The sequence below is a fragment of the Pseudomonas azerbaijanoccidentalis genome (assembly GCF_019145495.1).
Classification (GTDB): domain Bacteria; phylum Pseudomonadota; class Gammaproteobacteria; order Pseudomonadales; family Pseudomonadaceae; genus Aquipseudomonas; species Aquipseudomonas azerbaijanoccidentalis.
On the sequence record NZ_JAHSTU010000004.1, the window covers coordinates 149,121 to 174,716 of the forward strand.

General features: G+C 58.8%; 22 protein-coding genes and 1 pseudogene. 18 read left to right on the forward strand and 5 right to left on the reverse strand.

From position 1 onward, the window contains the following. Positions 1–51 precede the first annotated feature (51 nt). Positions 52–468, forward strand: a complete 417-nt coding sequence (locus tag KVG88_RS14850) for a DUF3010 family protein (RefSeq protein ID WP_217871908.1) — start codon at positions 52–54, stop codon at positions 466–468. Positions 469–554: 86 nt separating this feature from the next. On the opposite strand, the gene KVG88_RS14855 is transcribed toward KVG88_RS14850, so the two are convergent. Beyond that, on the reverse strand, positions 555–1,499 hold the full coding sequence (locus tag KVG88_RS14855; protein ID WP_217871909.1) for a GlxA family transcriptional regulator: 945 nt from the start codon (positions 1,497–1,499) through the stop codon (positions 555–557). A 210-nt stretch (positions 1,500–1,709) separates the two neighbouring features. Here KVG88_RS14855 and KVG88_RS14860 point away from each other — a divergent pair, with 210 nt between their 5' ends. From KVG88_RS14860 to KVG88_RS14885, 6 genes are all read left to right on the forward strand, one after another. After that, positions 1,710–2,654: a choline ABC transporter substrate-binding protein gene (locus tag KVG88_RS14860; protein ID WP_150701674.1), complete on the forward strand. Its 945-nt coding sequence runs from the start codon at positions 1,710–1,712 to the stop codon at positions 2,652–2,654. An 85-nt stretch (positions 2,655–2,739) separates the two neighbouring features. Next, the gene (gene cdhC / locus KVG88_RS14865; protein WP_075946234.1) at positions 2,740–3,627 is read left to right on the forward strand and encodes a 3-dehydrocarnitine:acetyl-CoA trimethylamine transferase CdhC; all 888 of its coding nucleotides are present in this window, start codon (positions 2,740–2,742) and stop codon (positions 3,625–3,627) included. A gap of 131 nt (positions 3,628–3,758) precedes the next feature. Continuing rightward, a complete protein-coding gene (locus tag KVG88_RS14870) occupies positions 3,759–4,724 on the forward strand; it encodes an L-carnitine dehydrogenase (protein ID WP_150701675.1) in 966 nt (321 codons plus the stop codon). Between the two features lie 124 nt (positions 4,725–4,848). After that, the gene (locus KVG88_RS14875) at positions 4,849–5,325 is read left to right on the forward strand and encodes a thioesterase family protein (protein WP_217871910.1); all 477 of its coding nucleotides are present in this window, start codon (positions 4,849–4,851) and stop codon (positions 5,323–5,325) included. 13 nt (positions 5,326–5,338) lie between these two features. After that, complete coding sequence (locus KVG88_RS14880; protein ID WP_217871911.1) at positions 5,339–6,502, forward strand: gamma-butyrobetaine dioxygenase; 1,164 nt, start codon at positions 5,339–5,341, stop codon at positions 6,500–6,502. 351 nt (positions 6,503–6,853) lie between these two features. Beyond that, entirely contained in the window at positions 6,854–7,120 is a 267-nt protein-coding gene (locus KVG88_RS14885) for a hypothetical protein (protein ID WP_150701678.1), read from the forward strand. A gap of 112 nt (positions 7,121–7,232) precedes the next feature. On the opposite strand, the gene gbdR is transcribed toward KVG88_RS14885, so the two are convergent. Together gbdR and KVG88_RS14895 are read right to left on the reverse strand one after the other, a co-directional pair. Further along, entirely contained in the window at positions 7,233–8,336 is a 1,104-nt protein-coding gene (gene gbdR / locus KVG88_RS14890; RefSeq protein WP_095052585.1) for a choline metabolism transcriptional regulator GbdR, read from the reverse strand. Positions 8,337–8,856: 520 nt separating this feature from the next. After that, complete coding sequence (locus tag KVG88_RS14895; RefSeq protein WP_150701679.1) at positions 8,857–10,233, reverse strand: L-serine ammonia-lyase; 1,377 nt, start codon at positions 10,231–10,233, stop codon at positions 8,857–8,859. A 435-nt stretch (positions 10,234–10,668) separates the two neighbouring features. On the opposite strand from KVG88_RS14895, the gene KVG88_RS14900 reads away from it, so the two are divergent. From KVG88_RS14900 to choV, 3 genes are all read left to right on the forward strand, one after another. After that, on the forward strand, positions 10,669–11,613 hold the full coding sequence (locus KVG88_RS14900) for a choline ABC transporter substrate-binding protein (protein WP_150701680.1): 945 nt from the start codon (positions 10,669–10,671) through the stop codon (positions 11,611–11,613). Positions 11,614–11,679: 66 nt separating this feature from the next. After that, positions 11,680–12,525 carry a choline ABC transporter permease subunit gene (gene choW, locus KVG88_RS14905; protein ID WP_150701681.1) on the forward strand — a complete coding sequence of 282 codons (846 nt, stop codon included), beginning with the start codon at positions 11,680–11,682 and terminating at the stop codon, positions 12,523–12,525. Beyond that, the gene (gene choV / locus KVG88_RS14910) at positions 12,522–13,700 is read left to right on the forward strand and encodes a choline ABC transporter ATP-binding protein (RefSeq protein ID WP_150701682.1); all 1,179 of its coding nucleotides are present in this window, start codon (positions 12,522–12,524) and stop codon (positions 13,698–13,700) included. The genes choW and choV overlap by 4 nt, the downstream gene beginning before the upstream one ends. 179 nt (positions 13,701–13,879) lie before the next feature. Here the strand turns inward: choV and KVG88_RS14915 are convergent, their stop codons facing one another. Both KVG88_RS14915 and KVG88_RS14920 read right to left on the reverse strand, forming a co-directional pair. After that, positions 13,880–14,185, reverse strand: a complete 306-nt coding sequence (locus KVG88_RS14915) for a hypothetical protein (RefSeq protein WP_191630458.1) — start codon at positions 14,183–14,185, stop codon at positions 13,880–13,882. A gap of 70 nt (positions 14,186–14,255) precedes the next feature. Beyond that, positions 14,256–15,820, reverse strand: a pseudogene (locus KVG88_RS14920) (BCCT family transporter); the annotation flags it as partial. Positions 15,821–16,199: 379 nt separating this feature from the next. Between KVG88_RS14920 and betI the strand changes: the two are divergent. The 8 genes from betI (at position 16,200) to KVG88_RS14960 (ending at position 25,474) form a co-directional block, all read left to right on the forward strand. Next, a complete protein-coding gene (gene betI, locus KVG88_RS14925; protein WP_150701685.1) occupies positions 16,200–16,793 on the forward strand; it encodes a transcriptional regulator BetI in 594 nt (197 codons plus the stop codon). Between the two features lie 61 nt (positions 16,794–16,854). After that, positions 16,855–18,327: a betaine-aldehyde dehydrogenase gene (gene betB, locus KVG88_RS14930; protein WP_217871912.1), complete on the forward strand. Its 1,473-nt coding sequence runs from the start codon at positions 16,855–16,857 to the stop codon at positions 18,325–18,327. 146 nt (positions 18,328–18,473) lie between these two features. Next, positions 18,474–20,180: a choline dehydrogenase gene (gene betA, locus KVG88_RS14935; protein ID WP_217871913.1), complete on the forward strand. Its 1,707-nt coding sequence runs from the start codon at positions 18,474–18,476 to the stop codon at positions 20,178–20,180. Positions 20,181–20,407: 227 nt separating this feature from the next. Continuing rightward, positions 20,408–21,400: a hypothetical protein gene (locus KVG88_RS14940; RefSeq protein WP_217871914.1), complete on the forward strand. Its 993-nt coding sequence runs from the start codon at positions 20,408–20,410 to the stop codon at positions 21,398–21,400. Continuing rightward, positions 21,400–22,116, forward strand: coding sequence for an AzlC family ABC transporter permease (locus KVG88_RS14945; protein ID WP_217871915.1), 717 nt, complete (start codon positions 21,400–21,402; stop codon positions 22,114–22,116). Before KVG88_RS14940 ends, KVG88_RS14945 begins: the two co-directional genes overlap by 1 nt. A 4-nt stretch (positions 22,117–22,120) precedes the next feature. After that, positions 22,121–22,465 (forward strand): AzlD domain-containing protein, encoded by a 345-nt coding sequence (locus KVG88_RS14950; RefSeq protein ID WP_150701690.1) that lies wholly within the window; start codon positions 22,121–22,123, stop codon positions 22,463–22,465. Between the two features lie 229 nt (positions 22,466–22,694). Continuing rightward, complete coding sequence (locus KVG88_RS14955; protein ID WP_217871916.1) at positions 22,695–24,137, forward strand: TldD/PmbA family protein; 1,443 nt, start codon at positions 22,695–22,697, stop codon at positions 24,135–24,137. Further along, positions 24,137–25,474 (forward strand): TldD/PmbA family protein, encoded by a 1,338-nt coding sequence (locus tag KVG88_RS14960; RefSeq protein WP_217871917.1) that lies wholly within the window; start codon positions 24,137–24,139, stop codon positions 25,472–25,474. Before KVG88_RS14955 ends, KVG88_RS14960 begins: the two co-directional genes overlap by 1 nt. Positions 25,475–25,596 lie beyond the last annotated feature (122 nt).

The window sequence follows — 25,596 nt, forward strand, 5'->3', positions numbered from 1 at the left end:
AGTCAACTTGAGCTGTAAGCTACACGCCATCAGCCAGTTAAGGGATTCAACATGAAAGTCTGCGGCATTGAAATCAAAGGCAGCGAAGCGATCATCGCCGTGGCCACCCTCGAAGGCTCGGCCCTGAGCCACTTGGCGCTTGCCACCAAGAAAGTCGCCCTCGACGATGACGACGAAGCCGCCAACGTCAAAGTGTTCGCCGCGCAGGTTGCTTCGTTCGTGCGCGAGAATTCGATCGATCGCATTGCGATCAAGAAGCGCAGCAAGAAAGGCGAGTTTGCCGGTGGCCCGACCACGTTCAAGATCGAAGGGATTTTCCAGTTGCTGGAGAATTGCGAAGTGACGTTGTTGTCACCGCAGACGATCAATGCCCAGGCTAAAAAGCACAACTTTGAGCTGCCGGCGACGCTGAACAAGTATCAGCATGAGGCTTACAAAGCGGCTTGCTCGGCGTTGGTGAAGAAGTAAAAAACTACAAGATCAAAAGATCGCAGCCTTCGGCAGCTCCTACAGAGGACAGTGTAGGAGCTGCCGAAGGCTGCGATCTTTTGATTTTATGCTTTTGCGGTACGCCGGTCTTCCCTCGGGCAACGCTCAAACTTCGCCCGATAACTGCGGGTGAAATACGACGGCGATTCAAACCCGCAAGCGATGCTCACTTCCAGCACGCTCATGTCGGTCTGCCGCAGCAACTGTCGGGCTTTTTCCAGCCGTAACCGCAGGTAGAAATTGCTTGGTGTGTCGTTCAGGTGCAACCGAAACAGTCGCTCCAACTGGCGACGGGTCACCTTGATCGATTCCGCCAGTTCCAGTGTGCTCAGCGGGGGTTCGCTGTGCTGTTCCATTTCGCCAATCACCTGCACCAATTTCTTGTTGCTGATGCCATAACGCGTGGCGACTTCCATGCGCTGGTGGTCTTTGCGCGGGCGGATGCGGCCGAGCACGAATTGCTCGCTGACCTGAATTGCCAATTCGGGGCCGTGGGCCTGGGCGATCAGATCCAGCATTAAATCGATGGAAGCCGTACCGCCGGCCGAGGTGATGCGCCGCCGGTCGATCTCGAACAACTCCTGGGTGACGCTTAGCTGCGGATAGGACTCTTTGAAAGCGTCGATGGCTTCCCAGTGCAGGGTCAGGCGATGACCCTCGAGCAGGCCCGCTTCGGCGAGGATGAAGCTGCCGGTGTCAATGGCACCAAGGGTCACGCCTTCGTTGTCCAGCCGCCGTAGCCAGTGCTCCAGCGCAGGCGTGGCGAATTTCAGCGGTTCGAAACCGGCGACCACCAGCAACGTCGCACCTTTCTTCAGCGGCTCCAGCGCCGCATCGGCGTTGACCGACATCCCGTTACTGGCCAGCACCGCCCCGCCATCCGCGCTCAATACATGCCAACGATAAAGCTCGCCGCGAAAGCGATTGGCGACCCGCAGCGGCTCGATGGCCGAGATAAATCCAATGGCCGAGAAACCCGGCATCAACAAGAAATAGAAATCCTGGGACATGGAGCGCACTCGCTTAGCGGGTAACGAGAGGACGGGTAGCGTGAGGATGTAGATACGCCACTTGCAACAGGCATTCAAGAGCACAGGTCGCTGCAGTGCAAGAGCTGGTCGCCGCAGTGCGCTTTTACAGGGACACAGCTGCGTAACTTGGCATCACCGGCGCATCAGACGCCGGAACTCACAATAAACGAACTGCCGAGGAACCTGAGAATGAAACGACTGATCAGCAGCTGTGTTCTTGCACTCAGTGGTACCGCTTTGCTGAGCGCCAGCGTCATGGCCGCCGAACCCGCCGCTTGCCAGAATGTGCGCATGGGCGTGGTGAACTGGACCGACGTGATCGCTACCAGCGCGATGACCCAGGTATTGCTCGACGGCCTCGGCTATAGCACCAAACAAACCAGCGCCTCCCAGCAAATCATCTTTGCCGGGATCCGCGATCAGCGCCTGGACCTGTTCCTGGGTTACTGGAACCCGCTGATGACCCAGACCATCACCCCGTTCGTCGACGCCAACCAGGTCAAGGTGCTTGAAGCGCCAAGCCTGAAAGATGCGCGCGCCACCCTCGCCGTACCGACTTACCTCGCCGACAAGGGCCTGAAAACCTTTGCCGACATCGCCAAGTTTGAAAAAGAGCTGGGCGGCAAGATCTACGGCATCGAGCCGGGTTCGGGCGCCAACACCCAGATCAAGGCAATGATCGCCAAGAACCAGTTCGGCCTCGGCAAGTTTCAGCTGGTCGAGTCCAGCGAAGCCGGCATGCTCGCCGCCGTCGATCGCGCCGTTCGCCGCAAAGAGGCCGTGGTGTTCTTCGGTTGGGCGCCGCACCCGATGAACGTCAACGTGAAGATGACCTATCTCACCGGCAGCGACGACGCCCTCGGCCCGAACGAAGGCATGGCCACGGTCTGGACCGTTACCGCGCCGAAATACGCCGAACAGTGCCCGAACATCGGCCGCCTGCTGAGCAACCTCACGTTCACCGCCGAAGACGAGAGCCGGATGATGCAGCCGCTGCTGGATCACAAGGACGCTTTCGAATCGGCCAAGCAATGGCTCAAGGATCACCCGCAAGACAAGCAGCGCTGGCTTGAAGGTGTGACCACTTTCGACGGCAAACCAGCTGCTGAAAACCTGAAACTGACCAGTAAGTAACCGCTCTTTTATTCCGAACCGAACCGCTGATTCGCAGCCCGGCAGGGCTGCGAACAGGACCACCACGCCTGAAGGAAACCGCCCCATGAACCACGACGTCATCATCACCTGCGCACTCACCGGTGCTGGCGACACGACCGCCAAGAGCCCACACGTGCCGGTCACCCCGAAACAAATCGCCGCTGCCGCCGTGGAAGCCGCCAAGGCCGGTGCCACCGTGGTCCACTGCCACGTTCGCGACCCGCAAACCGGCAAGTTCAGCCGTGACGTGGCGCTGTACCGCGAAGTGATGGAGCGCATCCGCGAAGCGGACGTCGACATCATCGTCAACCTCACCGCCGGTATGGGCGGCGACCTGGAAATCGGCGCCGGTGAGAACCCGATGGAATTCGGCCCGAACACTGACCTGGTCGGCCCGCTGACCCGTCTGGCCCACGTCGAAGAACTGCTGCCGGAAATCTGCACCCTCGATTGCGGCACCCTGAACTTCGGCGACGGCGACACCATTTACGTGTCCACCCCGGCCCAGCTGCGCGCTGGCGCCAAACGCATTCAAGAGCTGGGCGTGAAGGCCGAGCTGGAAATCTTCGACACCGGTCACCTGTGGTTCGCCAAGCAGATGATCAAGGAAGGCCTGCTCGACAACCCATTGTTCCAGCTGTGCCTGGGCATCCCGTGGGGCGCCCCGGCTGACACCACCACCATGAAAGCCATGGTCGACAACCTGCCGGCCGACGCCGTCTGGGCAGGCTTCGGCATCGGTCGCATGCAGATGCCGATGGCCGCGCAAGCGGTGCTGCTGGGCGGCAACGTGCGGGTTGGTCTGGAAGACAACCTGTGGCTGGACAAAGGTGTACTGGCGACCAACGGCCAACTGGTCGAGCGCGCCTCGGAAATCCTCAGCCGTCTCGGCGCCCGCGTCCTGACCCCGGCGGAAGGCCGCAAGAAAATGGGCCTGACCCAACGCGGCTAAGCCTCCCAAACACTACCCCGTAGGAGCTGCCGCAGGCTGCGATCTTTTGATCTTTCTTGTAAAAACAAAATCAAAAGATCGCAGCCTGCGGCAGCTCCTACAGAGTCCACCGAATGCTTTAGGAAGTTGCCATGACCTTCATCACCGAAATCAAAACTTTCGCTGCGCTGGGCAGCGGTGTCATCGGCAGTGGCTGGGTCTCCCGCGCCCTCGCCCATGGCCTCGATGTAGTGGCCTGGGACCCGGCGCCAGGCGCCGAAGCGGCGCTGCGCAAACGGGTTGCCAATGCCTGGGGCGCGCTGGAAAAACAAGGCCTGGCAGCCGGCGCTTCACAGGATCGCTTGCGCTTCGTTGCGACCATTGAAGAATGCGTTCGCGACGCAGATTTCATTCAGGAAAGCGCCCCGGAACGCCTTGAGCTGAAACTTGAACTGCACAGCAAAATCAGCGCAGCGGCCAAGCCCAACGCACTGATCGGTTCCAGCACCTCCGGCCTGCTGCCGAGCGAGTTCTACGAGAGTTCGACCCACCCGGAACGTTGCGTGGTCGGCCACCCGTTCAACCCGGTTTACCTGTTGCCACTGGTGGAAGTGGTCGGCGGCAAGAACACCGCGCCCGAAGCCGTGCAAGCGGCGATGAAAGTCTACGAGTCCCTCGGCATGCGCCCACTGCACGTGCGCAAGGAAGTGCCGGGATTCATCGCCGACCGCTTGCTCGAAGCGCTTTGGCGTGAGGCGTTGCACCTGGTCAACGACGGCGTGGCAACCACGGGCGAAATCGACGATGCGATTCGTTTTGGTGCCGGTCTGCGCTGGTCGTTCATGGGCACATTCCTGACCTACACTCTGGCCGGCGGTGATGCCGGTATGCGCCACTTCATGGCGCAGTTCGGGCCGGCCTTGCAGTTACCGTGGACTTATCTGCCGGCGCCGGAGTTGACCGACAAACTGATCGACGATGTGGTCGACGGCACCAGCGATCAACTTGGCAAACACAGCATTTCGGCGCTGGAGCGCTATCGTGATGACTGCCTGCTGGCGGTGCTTGAGGCGGTGAAGACCACCAAAGAGAAGCATGGGATGGCATTCAGCGAGTAATCGACTATCAGGACTGGCCCCATCGCCAGCAGGGTGGCTCCCACAGGAGAACGCATTCCAATGTGGGAGCCAGCCTGCTGGCGATGACGGCATTCCAATCACAATCTGTTCTGGATCAGCCACCATGCCCACCCTCACCACCTACCAAACCAGAATCATCCCCGACTGGGTCGACTACAACGGCCACCTGCGTGACGCCTTCTACCTGCTGATTTTCAGCTACGCCACCGATGCCCTGATGGATAGCCTCGGCATGGACAGCAATAATCGCGAAGCCAGCGGCAATTCGCTGTTCACCCTGGAGCTGCACCTCAATTACCTGCACGAAGTGAAACTCGACGCCGACGTCGAGGTGCACACACAAATCATCGCCCACGACAGCAAGCGCCTGCATCTCTATCACAGCCTGCATCTGGCCGGTGACGACAAGGAGCTGGCCGGCAACGAACAAATGCTGCTGCACGTGGACCTGGCCGGTCCTCGCTCCACACCGTTCAGCGAACAGACCCTGGGAAAACTGCAAGCCATCATGGCCGAGCAGGCCGACCTGCCAACCCCCGCCTACATCGGCCGGGTGATCGCATTACCGCCAAAAAAATAACAAGGAGATCGCCATGAACACCGCCGCCGCTTTTGCCGACTTCCGTACTTATCCGTTGATCAGCGCGCTGACAGGCGTGCAGGCCTTGGCGGATCGTGTTCTGGTGAAGTGGGCCGACCAGCGTGTCAGCCCTTTCCATCATCAATGGCTGCGGGACAACTGCCCGTGCCCGCAATGCGTCTACACGGTGACTCGCGAGCAGGTACTGGAAATCGTCGACGTGCCGCAAGACCTGACAGCGGCCGAAACCAGCGTCGACACGCAAGGTTGCCTGAGTGTCCAGTGGCAGGACGGCCATCTTAGTCGCTTCGATCCCGGTTGGCTGAGGGCGCATGCCTATGACGACGAGTCTCGCGCCGAGCGCCTGGCAGGCAAACCCCAAGCCAGGCTCTGGCACAGCGATTTGCAGCTGCCGGTGTTCGAATATAAAGCGCTGATGACCGACAACGACGCCTTGCTGCAATGGCTGTTGGCGGTGCGTGATACCGGCCTGACCCAGGTCCGTGGCGTGCCCACTGAACCCGGCTCGCTGAAACTGATCGCCCAGCGGATTTCTTTCATCCGCGAGAGCAACTTCGGCGTGCTGTTCAACGTGCAATCCAAGGCCGACGCCGACAGCAACGCCTACACCGCATTCAACTTGCCGTTGCACAGCGATCTGCCAACCCGCGAGTTGCAACCGGGGCTGCAATTTCTGCATTGCCTGGTCAACGATGCCGAGGGCGGCGAGAGCATTTTCGTCGATGGTTTTGCGATTGCCGATGCGTTGCGTCAGGAGGATCCGCAGGCCTTCAAAAGCCTTTGCGAGATCCCGGTGGAGTTTCGCAACAAGGACCGCCACAGCGACTACCGCTGCCTGGCACCGATCATCGCTCTGAACGCCTTGGGGCAGGTGTCGGAAATCCGCATGGCGAATTTTCTGCGCGGGCCGTTCGATGCGTCGGTGGATCAAATGCCCAAGCTCTATAACGCCTATCGCCGCTTCATTGCGATGACCCGCGAGCCTCGGTTCAGGCTGATGCAACGGCTCAACCCAGGCGAGCTGTGGTGCTTCGACAACCGTCGCACCTTGCACGCCCGCAACGCGTTTGATCCCGCCACGGGGGCGCGGCATTTCCAGGGATGTTATGTCGACCGGGATGAGTTGTTGTCGCGCATTCTGGTGTTGCAACGCTAGACCGCTAAAAGATCGCAGCCTTCGGCAGCTCCTACAAACGCGTGGTAATACGCGCCCCCTGTAGGAGCTGCCGAAGGCTGCGATCTTTTGCTTTTCAACCCGCCAAAAAAAGCCCCGATCAAGCCGTGACAGGATCGAGGCAGAGGGTACTGTTGAGGAGCTGCCGTGCGAGGGTGACCAAACCTTCGTGAAGCGAGCTGAAGCCAGTGTGCCCCCTCCTTTGGCCGGTAAGTTGCCCGAAAACGACCTATTCATAGCCAATGCTGCCATTGCGACAAATCGCCCTTGCCGACACCAGGCACCCCCACCAGAATCGAACCACGACACCGTTCCCTGAAGAAGGATTGCGTCATGATGCACGCCGATTTGATAGACCAGGAAGACCTGTTGGGCCAACTGAAGTCATTGGGTTTTGAAGTGCCCAACGGCGCGACTGCCGAACAGGCTTGTGAGTGTGCGGTGCGGGGTTTGAACGACGTGCGGGCGATCACCCTGAGGACCATGGTCAAGCAGATGTACACCAGCAGCGCAACGATCTTGCCGGCGGTGCGCCAGGCAATCGACAAGCAGCTGCTGCCGGCATTGGCGGAGTATCAGCAAAGCCATACCGGCCGTTAAATCCAATCGCGGGCAAGCCCGCTCCCACAGGTTTTCAGGTTGGATTGCAGATTTGTGATCCAACGAAGTTCCCTGTGGGAGCGGGCTTGCCCGCGATGAATGCAACTCGGCTTTAGAGCCTTACACTGGCAAACGTCGACTCATTACGCGCCTGGCTCAACGCCGACAACGGCCCGGACAACGGCGACAGCACCAAGGCTTGCGGCAGCGGCATCATCGCCACTTGCTGGGTGGTGTTGGACCCTACGCGTTCGTCACGCGGTGGAATGCCGAAGTATTCGCGGTAGCACTTGGAGAAGTGCGGCGTGGACACGAAGCCACACACCGATGCCACTTCGATGATCGACATCGGCGTTTGCTTGAGCAACTGCCGCGCACGAATCAGGCGCAGCTTGAGGTAGTAACGCGACGGTGAGCAGTGCAGGTACTTCTGGAACAGACGCTCGAGCTGGCGACGGGACACGGCGACATACACCGCCAGTTCGTCGAGGTCGATCGGCTCTTCTAGGTTGGCTTCCATCAGCGCAACGATTTCCTGCAACTTAGGCTGGTTGGTGCCCAGCATGTGCTTGAGCGGCACGCGCTGGTGATCCTGTTCGTTGCGGATACGCTCGTAGACGAACATTTCCGAGATTGCGGCAGACAGTTCACGGCCGTGATCGCGGCTGATCAGGTGCAGCATCATGTCCAGCGGCGCGGTGCCACCGGAGCTGGTGAAACGGTTACGGTCGAGGGTGAACAAGCGAGTGCTCATGGCTACACGCGGGAAAGCTTCCTGCATCGCTGCCAGACATTCCCAGTGCACGCTGCAATCAAACCCGTCCAGCAGCCCGGCGCAAGCCAAAGCCCAACTGCCGGTGCAGACAGCGCCGAGACGACGGGACTGCCGCGCCTGGCTTTGCAGCCATGACACGTGTTCGCGGGTAACCGTGCGTTGAATTCCGATGCCGCCGCAGACAATCACGGTGTCCAGAGGCGGCGCTTTGTGCATGGAGGCGTCAGGGGTGATTTGCAGACCGTCACTGGCCCAGACCTGGCCACCGTCGACGGTGAGGGTAGTCCAGCGATACAGCTCGCGACCGGACAACTGGTTGGCCATCCGCAGCGGCTCAACAGCGGACGCCAGAGAAATCAGCGTGAAATTGTCCAGCAGCAGAAAGCCGATGGATTGAGGCGCACGGTTCTGGGGTTGAGCCCCGGAGTTGAACGTCGTCATCGCGGTATCTCCTCACACAAAGCGGGTGATGGCCTCAGGCGGAGGCTCTTGTTATTGCCATCGTTCTCGCGTGGGAGACGGGCTTTGTAATGACAGAGCAAATGCCGTGCCTAAATTTGAATGCGCGTTCAATAACTCCTAAAAACGACGTCGGAATGTGTCTGTATATGACACGCGGCGAGTAAGGGTTAAGAGTGCCATCAGGCAAGGCAAGTGCTCTGCCCCGTTGCGTGTGAGCAAATCGGTAGCACTTGTGGGAACAGGGCTGCGAGCAGCCGCAAAGAGTGTCACCGCAAGCACGGGTGACGAGTGGTCAGGGACGGGACGGTCCTGATTTTGAAGTCAGGTACTTATCTGTAAGCGACGCGCCAAAAGGTGGCGCGATTTAAATCGGATGTTCACTTAGCGCGCAGTTTTGACTGGTCTGGCCCTATCGCCAGCAGGCTGGCTCCCACAGGTTTTGTGGTCGATACAAATCCACTGTGGGAGCCAGCCTGCTGGCGATAAGGGCAACGCGGTTTCAGCACTCAACCGCGCTAACCGCCAACCCACCCCGCGATGTCTCCTTATATTTGTCATGCATATCGGCACCGGTATCACGCATCGTGCGGATCACCCGATCCAGCGAGATAAAGTGCTGCCCATCACCGCGCAAAGCCATCTGCGCCGCGTTGATCGCTTTCACTGCCGCAATCGCGTTGCGCTCGATACACGGCACCTGCACCAGGCCGCCGACCGGGTCGCAGGTCAGGCCGAGGTTGTGTTCCAGACCGATTTCCGCCGCGTTGCACAACTGCTCAGGCGAAGCACCGAGGATTTCCGCCAGCCCCGCCGCCGCCATGGCGCAGGCCGAACCGACTTCGCCCTGGCAACCGACTTCGGCACCGGAGATCGAAGCGTTTTTCTTGCACAGGATCCCCACCGCCGCCGCACCGAGGAAGTAGTCGACGACATTGGCGTCGGTCACGTCTTCGCTGAATTTCATGAAGTAGTGCAATACCGCCGGAATGATCCCCGCCGCGCCATTGGTCGGCGCCGTGACCATGCGCCCACCCGCTGCGTTTTCTTCGTTGACCGCCAGGGCGAACAGGTTGACCCATTCCATGGCGCTCAGGGTCGAGCCGATCACGTTGGGCTTGTTCAGTTCCTGCAAGCTGCGATGCAGTTTGGCCGCACGTCGGCGCACATTCAGGCCACCGGGCAGAATCCCCTCGTGCTTGAGGCCCTGCTCGACGCAATCCTGCATGGCGCGCCAGAGGGTCATCAGGCCGCTGCGGATTTCCTCTTCGCTGCGCCAGACCTTCTCGTTGGCCAACATCAACTCGGCCACCCGCAGGTTGTGCTTCTTGCACAGTTCCAGCAGTTCGGCGGCGCTGGAAAAATCGTACGGCAGTTCCGTGCGGTCCAGGTCGACGACACCACTGGAGGCCTGCGCCTCATCAACGACAAACCCACCGCCGACCGAATAGTAGGTGTCACGATGCAGCTCGCCGTCATCGCCTTCGACAATCAGGGTCATGGCGTTGGGATGGAATGGCAGGTTTTCGTCGATCAGGCGCATGTCCCGCGCCCAGATGAACGGCACCGACAGGCGACCATCGAGCAACAGCGTATGGGTTTCATGCAGGGTGGCGATGCGGATGCCTATTTGCGACGGATCGATCGCATCCGGCCACTCGCCCATCAGGCCCATGATCACTGCGTTGTCGCTGCCGTGACCAATGCCGGTCGCGGACAACGAACCATAAAGCTGTACTTCAACGCGCCGCACTTGCTCAAGCAGCCCCCGCTCGCGCAAACCCTGCACGAACAACGCCGCTGCGCGCATTGGTCCAACGGTGTGCGAACTGGAAGGGCCGATGCCGATTTTGAACAGGTCGAAAACACTGATAGCCATTACTGCCGGACTCCTGAATGTGCCAACTCCAGGCGCAAAAGCGCCCGGTGACGGAGCTGCTACGCTCAAGCTGCAATCCGTCAGGATGGCCGCATCATCAGGCTTTTAACGTGCGCTTCGACGTCTCACACCGACGCACTCATGTCCACTAACGCCGCGTGTCTTTTACGTCGCGTTTTCGCCGTTTTTTTGCGACTCAGACGGACAAAAGAGCCTGAAAAAAGCTGTAAACGACGTCACTGACACTGGATGCGACCATCCCTGTACTGGTTACGACGCACCCTGTAGGCGTCAGATTTTCACTGGTACATGATCGTATCGACTCGATTGCAAGGCGCCGTGGTAGAGATGTCTCCAAAACGCCATCCAACCGCAACCTATAAGTGCGGTGGTCCAGTCGGAACACTGCCAAAAAAAACACCAAGGAGTCCATCCATGAAAGGTTCCCCGTCGTTGTTGTTGGCCGCCATGCTTAGTCTGCCGGTTCTGGCGCAAGCCGCCGAACCGGCCCAATGCAGCACCGTAAACTTCTCCGATGTCGGCTGGACCGACATCACCGCGACGACCGCGACCACCAGCGTCGTACTCAACGCCCTCGGCTACAAGACCAAGACCACCATGATTTCCGTGCCCGTGACCTACAAGTCCCTGGCCGACGGCAAGAACATGGACGTGTTCCTGGGCAACTGGATGCCGACCATGGAAAACGACATCAAGGCTTACCGCGATGCCGGCACCGTCGAGACCGTTCGCACCAACCTCAAAGGCGCCAAGTACACCCTCGCCGTTCCTCAGGCGCTGTACGACAAGGGGCTGCATGACTTCGCCGACATCGCCAAATTCAAGAAAGAGCTCGACGGCAAGATCTACGGCATCGAGCCGGGTAACGACGGCAACCGTCTGATCCAGAGCATGATCGACAAGGACGCCTTCGGCCTGAAAACCGCCGGTTTCAAAGTCGTCGAATCCTCCGAAGCGGGCATGCTCTCGCAAGTTGATCGTGCGCAAAAACGCGACACCGCCGTGGTGTTCCTCGGCTGGGCGCCGCATCCGATGAACAAGCGCTTCAAGATTCAATACCTGACCGGCGGCGATGACTTCTTCGGCCCGGATTTCGGTGCCGCCACCGTGGCGACCAACACCCGCAAGGGTTACGCCCAGGAGTGCAGCAACGTGGGTCAGTTGCTGAAGAACCTGGAGTTCACCGTCGACATGGAAAGCGAACTGATGGGCAACATCCTGGACGACAAGATGAAGCCTGACGCGGCCGCCAAGGCCTGGCTGAAAAAGAATCCACAGGTGCTCGATACCTGGCTCGCTGGCGTGACCACCATTGACGGTAAACCTGGCCTGGAGGCCGTGAAAGCCAAACTGCAGTAATCGCTTATGCCGGACGGCTCACGCCGTCCGGGCTGTTTATTTCCTTGCATGCGGACGTTCACTACCATGCTGATTGATCAGAAAATACCTTTAGGCCAGTACATCGCAGGCTTCGTTGAATGGTTGACGCAACACGGCGCCAACACCTTCGACGCAATTGCCGTGTCACTGGAAACGATGATCCACGGCGTGACGTTTGCGCTGACCTGGTTCAACCCGTTGGTCTTGATCGGCCTGATCGCACTACTGGCACACTTCATCCAGCGCAAATGGGGCCTGACCGCCTTCGTCATTGCGTCCTTTCTGCTGATCCTCAACCTGGGGTACTGGCAGGAAACCATGGAAACCCTCGCCCAGGTGTTGTTCGCCACCCTGGTCTGCGTGGTCATCGGCGTGCCGTTGGGCATCGTCGCCGCGCATAAACCGATGTTCTACACCATGATGCGTCCTGTACTCGATCTGATGCAGACGGTACCGACCTTCGTTTACCTCATTCCTACCCTGACCCTCTTCGGTCTGGGCGTGGTCCCGGGCCTGATCTCGACGGTGGTGTTCGCGATTGCCGCGCCCATCCGTCTCACCTACCTGGGCATCCGCGATGTCCCGCAAGAACTGATGGACGCCGGCAAGGCCTTCGGCTGCTCGCGTCGCCAACTGCTTTCACGGATCGAACTGCCCCACGCCATGCCAAGCATCGCAGCCGGCATTACCCAGTGCATCATGCTGTCGTTGTCGATGGTGGTGATCGCGGCACTGGTGGGCGCCGATGGCCTGGGCAAACCCGTGGTCAACGCACTGAACACTGCTGATATCGCCCTGGGCTTCGAAGCGGGCCTGGCGATCGTACTGCTGGCGATCATGCTCGACCGTATCTGCAAACAACCCGACGCCAAAGTAGGGGGTGACGCATGAGCATAATTCGCTTTGAAGACGTCGACGTGATCTTCACCAAAGACCCGCGCGAAGCCTTGAAACTGCTTGACCAGGGCATGACCCGCAGCGAGATCCTGAAAAAAACCGGGCAGATCGTCGGTGTGGAAAAGGCCAGCCTGGATGTCGAGAAAGGTGAAATCTGCGTGCTGATGGGCCTGTCCGGCTCCGGCAAATCCAGCCTGCTGCGCTGCATCAACGGCCTCAACACCGTCAGCCGCGGCAAGCTGTTCGTCGAGCATGAAGGCAAGCAGATCAACATTGCTTCCTGTACTCCGGCCGAACTGAAAATGATGCGCACCAAGCGCATCGCCATGGTGTTCCAGAAGTTCGCCCTGATGCCTTGGCTGACCGTGCGCGAGAACATCAGCTTCGGTCTGGAAATGCAGGGCCGCCCGGAGAAAGAACGCAAAAAACTGGTCGACGAAAAACTCGAGCTGGTGGGCCTGACCCAATGGCGCAACAAGAAGCCCGATGAACTGTCCGGCGGCATGCAGCAGCGTGTGGGTCTGGCCCGTGCGTTGGCGATGGACGCCGACATTCTGCTGATGGACGAACCGTTCTCGGCACTCGACCCACTGATCCGCCAGGGTCTGCAGGACGAACTGTTGGAGCTGCAACGCAAGCTGAGCAAAACCATCGTGTTCGTGAGCCACGACCTCGACGAAGCCCTGAAGCTCGGCAGCCGCATTGCAATCATGAAAGACGGCCGGATCATCCAGTACAGCAAGCCCGAAGAAATCGTCCTCAACCCTGCCGACGATTACGTGCGCACTTTCGTGGCCCACACCAACCCACTGAACGTGCTCTGCGGTCGCAGCCTGATGCGCACCCTGGACAACTGCAAACGTATCAACGGTTCGGTGTGCCTCGATCCGGGCGGCGATTCGTGGCTGGACCTGGCTGAAGGCAACACCATCAAGGGCGCTCGTCAGAACGGTTCGGCGCTGGACTTGCAGAACTGGGCACCGGGTCAGGCCGTTGAAGGCCTGGGCCGTCGCCCTACGCTGGTGGACTCGAGCATCGGCATGCGCGACGCGTTGCAGATTCGTTATCAGACCGGCAACAAACTGGTGCTACACGACAATAACCATGTGGTGGGGATTCTCGGCGACAGCGAGCTGTATCACGCGCTGCTCGGCAAGAACCTGGGGTAAAGGCAACAGACACAAAAACGCCGCGAGAGGATCGCGGCGTTTTTGTTTGAAGATCAAAAGATCGCAGCCTTCGGCAGCTCCTACAGGGAAATGCGATCAATGTAGGAGCTGCCGAAGGCTGCGATCTTTTCAAAGGAACAACGCGGTGCTCCAGATAGAAACACCGCGCCACTCACAACTCAGCTGTAAACCCGGCCAAGGAGCTGCCGATGGCTTTCAAACTGATCGAGCACGTCACGGGTGATCTGATCCTGAGTGAAGCCCATCAGGTCGTAGTCCTGGCTGCCGTTGTGCAGGTACACCTCGGCGCGGTAGTAACGCTGACGCGCCTCATCGGATTGAGCCGATTCAGTCGGCGTCGCCAGATAGCCATCCAGGCTGACTTCATAGACAAACGGGTTGCCCTCTTCCATCTCGACCCGCACGCCCATGCAACGCTTGGACTTGCCCAACAACGTCTGCACTTGCAGGCCTTGCGCACGCATTTGCGCCGTCGCGTCCTGCAATGCGGGGCTCACATGCTTGTCCATGAAACGCTGGACCACCGACTGGCTCGGTTGCAGGTCCAGTTGGGTCAGGCGCTCGCTGAAACCACGACGACCACGTGCCGCCAACTCCGCTTGCTCCTGTTCGATCTGCACGTCCTGGCGCATGGCCTTGTGCAAGCCGAACATAAAGAACACCAACACCACCGAGAACGGCAGGCCAGCCAGTACCACCATGGTTTGCATGGCTTCGAAGTTACCGGCGAACAGCAGGCCGATGGTCACCAGGGTGATCACCGCCGACCAGAAAATCCGCAACCAGTGCGGCGCATCTTCATCGACGTTACCGCCCTTGCACGAAAGGTTGGCCATCATCACCGCCCCGGAATCCGCCGGAGTCAGGAACAGCACGAAACCAACGAAAATCGACACGCCGATCACAACCTTCGACGCCGGATAATGTTCCAGCAACTGGTAGATCGCCATGGACGGCTGTTCCAGCGCCGTCTTCCCGAGTTCCACCGCCCCGTGGTTCATCACCAGGTCCAGGGCCGAGTTACCGAAGATCGACAGCCACGCCAGGGTGAAACCCAGCGGAATCAGCAACACGCCAGCCACCAGTTCACGCACCGTGCGACCCCGGGAAATACGCGCGATGAACATGCCCACGAATGGCGCCCAGGAAATCCACCAGGCCCAGTAGAACAAAGTCCACAGGCCCAACCAGCGGTCGGACTTCTCAGCGTCACCTTCGTACACATAGAGGTCGAAGGTCTTCAGCACCACACCGTTCAGGTAGTCACCGACGTTCTGCACGAAGCCGTTGAGCAGGTGCAGGGTCGGGCCGAACAGCAGCACGAAAATCAGCAGGCCGCTGAACAGCACGATGTTCAGGTTGGACAGACGGCGGATACCGTTTTCCACGCCCGACACGGCGGCGATGGTCGCCACGGTGCTCATCACGATGATCACGATCAGCAGGTTGGTGTTGCTGTGCTCCATGCCGAACAGGTTTTCCAGGCCGGACGACACTTGCAGCGAACCGATCCCCAGGTTCGTCACCAGACCCAACAGCGTCACGAACATGCCGAAGCCGTCCACCGCATGCCCGGCCGCACCCTTGACCCAACGCTCGCCCACCAGCGGATACAACGCCGAACGCAACGCCAGCGGCTGGTTGTGACGGTAGGCAAAGTAGGCAACGGCCAAACCGACCAGCGCGTAAATCGCCCAGCCATGCAGGCCCCAATGCAAGAACGTCAGCTGCACCGCCTGACGGGCCGCGAGGTTGCTGGCGGAGACGCCTTCCGGCGGGTTGAAGTAGTGGTCCAGCGGCTCGGACGCGCCGAAGTACAGCAACGAAATGCCGATACCCGACGAGAACAGCATCCCCGCCCAGGCGCCGTAGCTGAAGTCCGGCGTATCGTCCTTGCTCCCCAGTTTCAGCTTGCCGTAGGACGAAAATGCCAGGCCGACCACGAAAATCAGATAGGCGGCAATCACCACCATGTAGTACCAGCCAAAGCTGCGCGACAGCCAGGCTTGCGCCATACCGAGCATTCGGCCTGCCTCTTGCGGGGCAATGATCAGAATGGCAGTCAACAACAGAATCAACGCGGTGGAGGTGTAGAACACCCAACCGTTGACCGTCACCTTCTCGGGTGGGGTCTTTATTAGTGAGGCAGAACTCATGGCACAGTTGCTCCGGGCAGTGCGGGAGAAGATCACAAGGCAACGCGTTACCCGACTAATCGGTTAGTTGGCAGCCGACCAGCGGGTGTTATAAAGACACCCCGAAAATGCCCGAAACCCCAAAAGCGCCGTGGCGTATAGGTTTCGAGCCGTTTTAGATGTCGGTTTATCGTCATTTATGCGTAGGAAAAATCTGTAAGCAGCGACGAATTGTCGCAGATCTTATTCTTTGTTGATTGAACGTTCAATCAAAACAAAATAGACTGGCCCTCAGTCCGACAGACGTTTTGCGTCCGCCGGAAGGCCTAAGGAGATGTGCAAGATGCCCAAGGTCGGTATGCAACCCATCCGCCGCCAGCAATTGATCGAAGCCACTTTGCAGGCCGTCGATCAGGTCGGAATGGGGGACGCCAGCATTGCGCTGATCGCCCGTTTGGCCGGTGTCTCGAATGGCATCATCAGTCACTACTTTCAGGACAAGAATGGCCTGATTGCCGCCACCATGGGGTACTTGATGACTGTCCTGAGCGAGAACGTCACCGCGCGCCGGTTGGCGCTGACAGATGACAGCCCGCGGGCGCATCTGCAGGTGATCATCGAAGGCAACTTCGACGCCAGCCAGGTCAACGGCCCGGCAATGAAAACCTGGCTGGCCTTCTGGGCCACCAGCATGCACCAGCCGTCTTTGCACAGGTTGCAGCGGATCAACGATCACCGTCTGTATTCCAACCTGTGCTGCCAGTTCCGCCGTGTGCTGCCGCTCGATGATGCGCGCAGCGCCGCCCGGGGCCTGGCAGCGTTGATTGACGGTTTGTGGTTGCGTGGCGCGCTGTCGGGAGACGCTTTCGACACCGGGCAGGCGCAACAGATCGCTTACGAATACATGGATATCCAACTGGCCAAGCAGGTGAGTTAGAGCACACACAAACGCTCAATCACCGGACCGCGCCAACCACTTATGCTCTTGCGAGGACTTTATGGCCCGTTTCGAACTGCAAAAACTCTACATCGATGGTGCGTACAGCGACGCCAGCAGCGACGCCACTTTCGAAGCCATCAACCCGGCTAACGGTGAAGTCCTCGCAAAAGTACAGCGCGCAACCTTCGATGACGTTGAGCGCGCCGTTGTCAGCGCCGAAAAAGGCCAGAAAATCTGGGCCGCCATGACCGCCATGGAGCGTTCGCGCATCCTGCGTCGTGCCGTGGACATCCTGCGCGAGCGCAACGACGAACTGGCCGCCCTGGAAACTCTGGACACCGGTAAAGCGTTCTCCGAAACCAAGTACGTCGACATCGTTACCGGCGCCGACGTGCTGGAATACTACGCAGGCCTGGTGCCGGCGATCGAAGGCGAGCAGATCCCTTTACGCACCACCTCGTTCGTCTATACCCGTCGCGAGCCGCTGGGCGTCGTGGCCGGTATCGGCGCGTGGAACTACCCGATCCAGATCGCCCTGTGGAAATCCGCGCCTGCCCTGGCGGCCGGTAACGCGATGATCTTCAAGCCAAGCGAAGTCACCTCGCTGACCACCCTGAAACTGGCCGAGATCTACACCGAAGCCGGCCTGCCAAACGGTGTGTTCAACGTTCTGACCGGCAGCGGCCGTGAAGTCGGCACCTGGCTGACCGAGCACCCGCGCATCGAGAAGATCTCGTTCACCGGCGGCACCGACACCGGCAAGAAAGTCATGGCCAGCGCTTCCGCTTCGTCGCTCAAAGACGTGACCATGGAACTGGGCGGCAAATCCCCGCTGATCATCTGCGACGACGCCGACCTCGATCGCGCCGCCGACACCGCGATGATGGCCAACTTCTATAGCTCCGGCCAGGTCTGCACCAACGGCACTCGCGTGTTCGTACCGAGCCACCTGAAAGCCGCTTTCGAAGCCAAGATCGCTGAGCGCGTTGCTCGCATCCGCATCGGCAACCCGGAAGACGAAAATACCAACTTCGGCCCACTGGTCAGCTTCGCGCACATGGAAAGCGTGCTGGGCTACATCGCCAAGGGCAAGGAAGAAGGCGCACGCGTTCTGTGCGGCGGCCAGCGTCTGACTGACGGCGAATTCGCCAAAGGTGCGTTCGTTGCGCCGACCGTGTTCACCGACTGCACCGACGACATGACCATCGTGCGTGAAGAAATCTTTGGTCCGGTAATGGCGATCCTGTCGTACGAAACCGAAGAAGAAGTGATCCGCCGCGCCAACGACACCGACTTCGGCCTGGCCGCCGGTATCGTCACCAAGGATCTGAACCGCGCGCACCGCGTGATTCATCAGCTCGAAGCCGGTATCTGCTGGATCAACGCCTGGGGCGAGTCCGACGCGAAGATGCCGGTTGGCGGCTACAAGCAGTCGGGTGTGGGCCGTGAGAACGGCATCAGCTCGCTGAACAACTTCACCCGCATCAAATCGGTACAGGTCGAACTGGGCGATTACGTCTCGGTGTTCTAAGGCGGCATTTGCTTCGCCTGCGAGGCCGTCATCGCCAGCAGGCTGGCTCCCACAGGAGTACGCATTCCAATGTGGGAGCCAGCCTGCTGGCGATCGAGTGCGCAGCACTCGCCAAGACCTGACCAACTTCAAAGAGGGTGCATTCAATGTCCCAAGTATTCGATTACATCATCATCGGTGCCGGCTCGGCCGGTAACACCCTGGCGACCCGTCTGACTGAAGACGAAGGCGTCACCGTCCTGCTGCTCGAAGCGGGCGGCCCGGACTACCGCTTCGACTTCCGCACACAAATGCCTGCGGCGCTGGCGTTCCCGCTGCAAGGCCGTCGCTACAACTGGGCCTACGAGACCGATCCAGAACCACACATGGACGGCCGTCGCATGGAATGCGGTCGTGGCAAGGGCCTGGGTGGTTCCTCGCTGATCAACGGCATGTGCTACATCCGTGGTAACGCCATGGACTATGACGGCTGGGCAAAACTGCCAGGCCTGGAAGACTGGTCGTACCTGGACTGCCTGCCGTATTTCCGTAAAGCGGAAACCCGCGACATCGGCCCGAACGATTACCACGGTGGCGAAGGCCCGGTCAGCGTGACCACACCGAAAGCCGGCAACAACCCGCTGTTCCACGCCATGGTTGAAGCCGGCGTGCAGGCCGGTTACCCGCGCACCGAAGACTTGAACGGCTACCAGCAGGAGGGCTTCGGCCCGATGGACCGCACCGTGACCCCAAAAGGTCGTCGTGCCTCCACCGCTCGTGGTTACCTGGACGTGGCCAAGAAGCGTTCGACCCTGACCATCGTCACCCACGCCCTGACCGACAAGATCCTGTTCGAAGGCAAGCGTGCGGTCGGCGTGCGGTACCTGGTTGGCGACGCTGAAGAACGCGTTGAAGCCAAGGCGCGTAAAGAAGTGCTGCTGTGCTCCGGCGCCATCGCTTCGCCGCAAATCCTGCAACGCTCCGGCGTCGGACCGGCCGAGCTGCTGAACACGCTCGACATTCCAGTGGTCCACGACCTACCGGGCGTTGGTGAAAACCTGCAGGATCACCTTGAGCTATACCTGCAATACGCCTGCACCCAACCGGTCTCGCTGTACCCATCGCTGCTCTGGTACAACCAGCCGGCCATTGGTGCCGAGTGGCTGTTCAACGGCACCGGCATCGGCGCCAGCAACCAGTTCGAAGCCGGCGGATTCATCCGCACCCGTGAAGAATTCGAATGGCCGAACATCCAGTACCACTTCCTGCCGGTTGCGATTAACTACAACGGCAGCAACGGTGTGAAAGAGCACGGCTTCCAGGCGCACATGGGTTCCATGCGTTCGCCAAGTCGCGGTCGCATCCAGGCCAAGTCGAAAGACCCGCGCCAGCACCCGAGCATCCTGTTCAACTACATGGCCACCGAGCAGGACTGGCAGGAATTCCGCGACGGCATTCGCCTGACCCGTGAAATCATGCAGCAGCCTGCACTGGACGCCTTCCGTGGTCGCGAAATCAGCCCGGGCATCGATGTGCAAACCGATGAACAACTGGACAAGTTCATCCGTGAACACGCCGAAACCGCGTTCCACCCGTCCTGCTCGTGCAAAATGGGCACCGACGACATGGCCGTGGTCGATGGCGAAGGTCGCGTGCACGGCATGCAAGGCCTGCGCGTGGTCGATGCCTCGATCATGCCGATCATCACCACCGGCAACCTCAACGCACCCACGATCATGATGGCCGAGAAAATCGCCGACAAGATCCGCGGTCGCAAGCCGTTGCCACGCAGCACCGCCCCTTACTATGTGGCAGGTGAAGCGCCGGTGAAGGGCAAGCCGATGCGTGAAGTGGGCCTGACTGCTCACTCATAATTAGTGCCCTTGCTTCAATAAAAACCGCCAACCTTTCTGGGTTGGCGGTTTTTTTTGGCTAACACAATCCCCGCACATCAAACAACAATCTTCACAACCAGTAACCAAAATCAAATAACACCGTTAAACAAGACTCGTAACACTTGCATCCCCACAAATTTGAAGACCTCCATTACTATCCGCGCCGCGCTTCAGCCAAATAAAAATAATTTCAATGGAGACTCAAAATGCCTGACACGGACGTAACTAATGAAGTGAGTCATTTCCGAAATAAAATATCCCAAGAAAAAGCCATCACCCTGGACTTTGGTTACTTGTCCGGCGTTATTGAGTCCTGGTGGAGAAAAAATAGCGTTCAAGAAATGCATATCTTGAAAACACAATTGGTTACTCTACTACTTAGCTACTTACGAACTGAAGACACCCTCTACTTTGACAAGGTGGGGCTGACAAGCGGGTGCGCGGCCGTCTGTATCAAAAATGTATTCAGCTTTGATTCACCAAAACTCGCTTTAACCGTGCACGAAGCCCTGGCTGACCTGTTTCATCTCACTGACATACAATACGATTACGAAGAACACAAAGCGCTGTATTTAAAACCCTCTGCAGAGAAATACCGGGAATGGGGTAACGGCCATGGCGATATCACACCGCACTCCGATGATTTATATGAAAGCCTGAACGTTGACTACCTGGCGCTGACCGTTTGCCGTGACACTACAAAAACCCCCACCGCCTATTACTTTCCAAGCGATCTACTGTGCGACTTGAACGACGAGGAAATGCATCAATTACTCACGATGCAAGCAACGTTCATTTCAGGAAAAAACGTCAGCGGTTTGAAAGAAAGGGTTCGTCACGTAGTTGAGTATTCCGAACTTTACGGCTTTCAGTTTTCGCTGGATTTCCGCATCGATTCGGAAAACGGGGAGCGGATGCGCGCAAGGGATGGCGGTCAACACGTGCTGGACAAAATCCGCTGCGGCCTGCCAGACGCAAAACACCATGTTTCAACAGCCGAAACCGGCACGTTCCTGATCGTAGCCAACCACAAAATACTTCATGCCCGCCCGATGCTGAACATCAAAGCCAACGAGGCTCGCGAACAAGCGCAACACTCGACGCTCACCACAACACCGCGTCTGCTGTTTCGAAGTAAGGGGCCAAGAAAACGCTACTTCCCCCTGGATGAGACAACTTGTACACAGGACGCGCATTGATGGCCACTCCAGATACCTCCACCCGATCCACGGCCGCCCAGGTTTTTAATGAGGGTGCTCGCGATGCAATAACCTTCGGAGTTGCCTTCATTTTTCTATACTTATCCATAGGCATTTTAAGTGCAGCACAATCGTTATCATTAACTCAATCCATTGCAACGACCTTATTGATATTCTCCACCCCATTACAGTTTTTAATAATACAAAGCCATAGCGACGGATGGATTCTGCTCCCTATCATCGTGGCGCTCAACGCTCGCTTCGTATTAATGTCCGCTACACTTGCCCCCTACATACGAAATACTTCCACCGCCAAAACCATGGCCTCTTTGATTCTGATTACACCTTCCATATTCACGGGCTGCCTCACTCGCTTCAAACGCAAAGCCGATCATCCATTTATTTACATGATCGGTCTTGGCCTTCCAATATTTGGCGTATCGATAATTTGCACCTACATCGGCTTCATCGCCGGTGCGGAGTTCACCTCGCCGGTCATCTATGCTGCGATGACACTTCTACTACCCTTGCAATTTACCGCCTTGGCCGGCAAGCATTGGCCCCACTATTCAGAAGTATCGAGTTACTGGCTTGGCTTTGTCGGTGCACCATTGCTGGTCTATCTATTCAAGGATTACAGCTTGCTCTGCACGCCGTTTATCATCGGCGGACTACTCGTACTCATTGAAAACAACTACAGAAAAGAGACGGTGTAGCGCCATGACAATCTGGCTTCTTATTGCATTCTCCGCCATGACTGCCTTTGCATTTCGTGCCCTCCCCTTTGCCTTCAAAAACAGCACTGCGCTGACGCAAACCCAAGGTTCCTTTTATCGGTTCATCAGCTACAGCGCGCAAGCAATGCTGGGGGTCATCATTTACGACACGGCATTTAACAAAAGGGATGCCCTCACTCTGATACAGCAATTTGAAACGCTGGATGCATTGAAATTACTCCTGCTGGTCGGCACCTTCCTCGCGGTCGTAAAAACAAGAAAAATTCTGCCTGCTTTTTTTGCAAGCCTCTTCATCTATGTTGCGGCTTTCGTTTATTTGAACGGCTAACAGCGGTCCTTTGCCAAGCGGCAAGATTGTTCGCGAGCAGACTGCAATGGCTGTTCGCGAACGGGATCATCAATCAAGTCGTCTCGCGCCATCTGCACCTTGTCAGTCTTTCCCGAAACTGATCCAGCCTTGATCCTCCCCCCGCGCAGGCCTACTCTAGCGCCACGCAATCGTTTCACCCCCCTCGCGGCACCGCGTCACCGTCACTCCATACCAAGGAGGTTCCCGAATGTTCGATTTCCACCCCCAGCTCAAGCAGCGCTTTGCTGCGTTGCGCACGGGCGCTGAATTCTTTTCCTTGCGCTATGTGCGCGAGTCCGGCCAGTACCTGTCGGTGCGCAAGAACGTCGCTGAACCGCCGAGCCTGAGCCGTGACGAAGGGGCGATGCTGACCGTTCGGGTCAACGGTGTCGAAGCCTATGCCGCGACCAATGACCTCTCGCAACAAGGCCTGCAAGCGGCGCTTGAGCGTGCCGAACACCAGGCCCGCCGACTCAAGCCTCATGCCTTGTTGAACCTGCGCGAACAGTCTGTTTCCAGCGACCGCGCCGATTACTTTTCACCGAACCTCGATCAGCCCTTTCCGTCCCTGAGTGTTTGCTACGCCGTGCTCAGTGCCGAATCCGCCGCCGTGCCCAAGGACGAGCGCCTGGTGAATTGGCAGGTGAGCATCGGCATTACCCACGTCGAGCAGATCTACCTCAACAGCGCCGGCGCCGAGCTGCGTCAGGCCCAGCGCTTCGTTTACCCCGGTCTCGATGTCACCGCCTACGACGGCAACGACAGCCAGACCCGTACCCTCGGTCGGGAAAACTTCGGCCAACAGGGTGGTTTTGATGTCATCAGCCGCTGCGGACTGATCGGAGCAGGAGTGAACATCGCCGATCAGGCACTGCAATTGCTGTCGGCGCCGAACACCCCGCAAGGTCCGCGCGACCTGCTGCTGATGCCCGACCAAATGATGCTGCAGATCCACGAGTCCATTGGTCACCCGCTGGAGCTGGACCGCATCCTCGGCGATGAGCGCAATTACGCCGGCACCAGTTTCGTCAAAGCCGAAGACTTCGGCCGCCTGCAATACGGCTCGAAACTGCTCAATGTGACGTTCGACCCGGACATCCCCGAGCAGCTCGCCAGTTACGGTCATGACGACGACGGCACGCCCGCCAGCAAACAATTCCTGATCCGCGAAGGCCTGTTGCTGCGGCCGTTGGGCGGTGCGCTGTCGCAATTTCGCGCAGGCATGGACGGTGTCGCCAATAGCCGCGCCTGTGGCTGGAATCGTCCGCCGATCGACCGCATGGCCAACCTGAATATCGAGCCGGGCGATCAACCGCTGGAACAACTGATTGGCAACATCGAGCACGGCATTCTGATGAGTACCAACCGTTCCTGGTCCATCGACGATGCGCGCAACAAGTTCCAGTTCGGTTGCGAATGGGGCCAGTTGATCGAAAACGGTGAGCTGAAGGGCGTGGTGAAGAACCCGAATTACCGGGCGATTTCCGCACAGTTCTGGAAAAGCCTCAGCGCCGTCGGCGATGTCAACACCTTCAAGGTCCTTGGCACGCCGAACTGCGGCAAGGGCGAGCCGAATCAAGTGATCCGCGTCGGCCACGCCTCGCCCGCGTGTGTCTTCAGTAACGTTGATGTGTTTGGGGGAGACGCCTGATGAGTACATCCAGGGCTCAAGCCGATTCGTTCAAGGCATTGGTCGCAGGTTTTCGCCAAGCGCTGCGCGAGCCGGAACAATTCACCCTCAGCTACGCCGCCGAATCATCGGCCTTCGTGCGTTTCAACCACGCCAAGGTCCGTCAGGCCGGGCAGGTGCAGCAAGCGAGCATCGGCCTCAAGCTGATCAACGATGGCCGCCACGCCGACTTGCAAATCACCTTGGCCGGCGATCCAGAAGTCGACCTCGAGCGTCTGGCCGAAGGTCTGCAACAACTGCGCGAAACCTTGCCGTTGCTACCCAAGGACCCGTACCTGCTGCTCAACTACAACGGCTGGCAAAGCAAGAACGTGCAGGAACACCCACTGCCGGATACCGAGCAAGCGGTTGCCGAAATCACCCGTGCGGCTGAAGGACTGGACATGGTCGGCTTCTACGCTGCCGGGCCAATCAGCCGTGGATTTGCCAGTTCCGCCGGAGCATTCGGTTGGCACCAGGCCAACAGCTTCAACTTTGATTTCAGCCTGTTCCATGACAACGGTCAGGCAGTGAAAGCCAGCTATGCCGGGCACGACTGGAACAGTGAAGGCTTTGCCAAGCGCTTCCAGCAAGCGCGCGAGCAGCTTGAGTTTCTCGGCCGGCCGCTGCGTACGTTGGCGCCGGGTCAGTACCGCGCTTACCTCGCCCCCGCCGCGCTGGAAGAAATCATGGGCATGTTGTGCTGGGGTGGTTTCTCGGCACAGTCGATTGCCAGCAAAAGCAGCCCGCTGCAGAAACTCTACGCGGGCGATCAACACTTCAGCCCGCTGGTCTCGCTGGATGAAAAAGTCAGCGGCTCGTTGAGTCCGGCATTTTCCGATGAAGGTTATCCGCGCAGCGACCTGGGGTTGATCGTCGACGGCAAGGCCGGGGCGCAACTGGTTGGCTCACGTAGCGCCGCGGAATACGGTTTGACCGCCAATGGCGCCAGCGGCGGAGAGTCGCCCAGTGCGCTGAACATGAAGGCCGGGGCATTGCCTGATTCGGACATCCTCAAGCAACTGGGCACGGGCCTGTACATCAGCAACCTGTGGTACTTGAACTTCTCGGATCAACCGGCGGCACGCCTGACCGGCATGACCCGGTTTGCGACGTTCTGGGTCGAGAACGGCGAGATACAGGCGCCCGTCAGCACCATGCGTTTTGATGACAGCGCCTTCAGCCTGCTCGGTTCGCAGCTGGAAGCGTTGACCGAGGAGCGCGAAATGTTGCTGTCGGCGAGTACTTACAGCCAGCGGGCAACGGCCTCGGCGTTGTTGCCGGGGGCACTTGTCAGCCGGTTGACCCTGACGCTGTGACAAACCTGTAGCCGCTGGCGAAGCCTGCGTTCGAGGACGAAGTCCTCGCCTGTCCGGCTACCGGGTTTCAACCGGAAACGCATTGGCAGTGTTAACGGCTGCTTCGCAGCCGAACGCCGGCT

Excerpts from the sequence above, each read along its gene's own strand:
- KVG88_RS14850 (WP_217871908.1), top strand. The coding sequence starts at position 52 with ATGAAAGTCTGCGGCATTGAAATCAAAGGCAGCGAAGCGATCATCGCC.
- KVG88_RS14855 (WP_217871909.1), bottom strand. The coding sequence starts at position 1,499 with ATGTCCCAGGATTTCTATTTCTTGTTGATGCCGGGTTTCTCGGCCATT.
- KVG88_RS14860 (WP_150701674.1), top strand. The coding sequence starts at position 1,710 with ATGAAACGACTGATCAGCAGCTGTGTTCTTGCACTCAGTGGTACCGCT.
- cdhC (WP_075946234.1), top strand. The coding sequence starts at position 2,740 with ATGAACCACGACGTCATCATCACCTGCGCACTCACCGGTGCTGGCGAC.
- KVG88_RS14870 (WP_150701675.1), top strand. The coding sequence starts at position 3,759 with ATGACCTTCATCACCGAAATCAAAACTTTCGCTGCGCTGGGCAGCGGT.
- KVG88_RS14875 (WP_217871910.1), top strand. The coding sequence starts at position 4,849 with ATGCCCACCCTCACCACCTACCAAACCAGAATCATCCCCGACTGGGTC.
- KVG88_RS14880 (WP_217871911.1), top strand. The coding sequence starts at position 5,339 with ATGAACACCGCCGCCGCTTTTGCCGACTTCCGTACTTATCCGTTGATC.
- KVG88_RS14885 (WP_150701678.1), top strand. The coding sequence starts at position 6,854 with ATGATGCACGCCGATTTGATAGACCAGGAAGACCTGTTGGGCCAACTG.
- gbdR (WP_095052585.1), bottom strand. The coding sequence starts at position 8,336 with ATGACGACGTTCAACTCCGGGGCTCAACCCCAGAACCGTGCGCCTCAA.
- KVG88_RS14895 (WP_150701679.1), bottom strand. The coding sequence starts at position 10,233 with ATGGCTATCAGTGTTTTCGACCTGTTCAAAATCGGCATCGGCCCTTCC.
- KVG88_RS14900 (WP_150701680.1), top strand. The coding sequence starts at position 10,669 with ATGAAAGGTTCCCCGTCGTTGTTGTTGGCCGCCATGCTTAGTCTGCCG.
- choW (WP_150701681.1), top strand. The coding sequence starts at position 11,680 with ATGCTGATTGATCAGAAAATACCTTTAGGCCAGTACATCGCAGGCTTC.
- choV (WP_150701682.1), top strand. The coding sequence starts at position 12,522 with ATGAGCATAATTCGCTTTGAAGACGTCGACGTGATCTTCACCAAAGAC.
- KVG88_RS14915 (WP_191630458.1), bottom strand. The coding sequence starts at position 14,185 with ATGCGTGCGCAAGGCCTGCAAGTGCAGACGTTGTTGGGCAAGTCCAAG.
- betI (WP_150701685.1), top strand. The coding sequence starts at position 16,200 with ATGCCCAAGGTCGGTATGCAACCCATCCGCCGCCAGCAATTGATCGAA.
- betB (WP_217871912.1), top strand. The coding sequence starts at position 16,855 with ATGGCCCGTTTCGAACTGCAAAAACTCTACATCGATGGTGCGTACAGC.
- betA (WP_217871913.1), top strand. The coding sequence starts at position 18,474 with ATGTCCCAAGTATTCGATTACATCATCATCGGTGCCGGCTCGGCCGGT.
- KVG88_RS14940 (WP_217871914.1), top strand. The coding sequence starts at position 20,408 with ATGCCTGACACGGACGTAACTAATGAAGTGAGTCATTTCCGAAATAAA.
- KVG88_RS14945 (WP_217871915.1), top strand. The coding sequence starts at position 21,400 with ATGGCCACTCCAGATACCTCCACCCGATCCACGGCCGCCCAGGTTTTT.
- KVG88_RS14950 (WP_150701690.1), top strand. The coding sequence starts at position 22,121 with ATGACAATCTGGCTTCTTATTGCATTCTCCGCCATGACTGCCTTTGCA.
- KVG88_RS14955 (WP_217871916.1), top strand. The coding sequence starts at position 22,695 with ATGTTCGATTTCCACCCCCAGCTCAAGCAGCGCTTTGCTGCGTTGCGC.
- KVG88_RS14960 (WP_217871917.1), top strand. The coding sequence starts at position 24,137 with ATGAGTACATCCAGGGCTCAAGCCGATTCGTTCAAGGCATTGGTCGCA.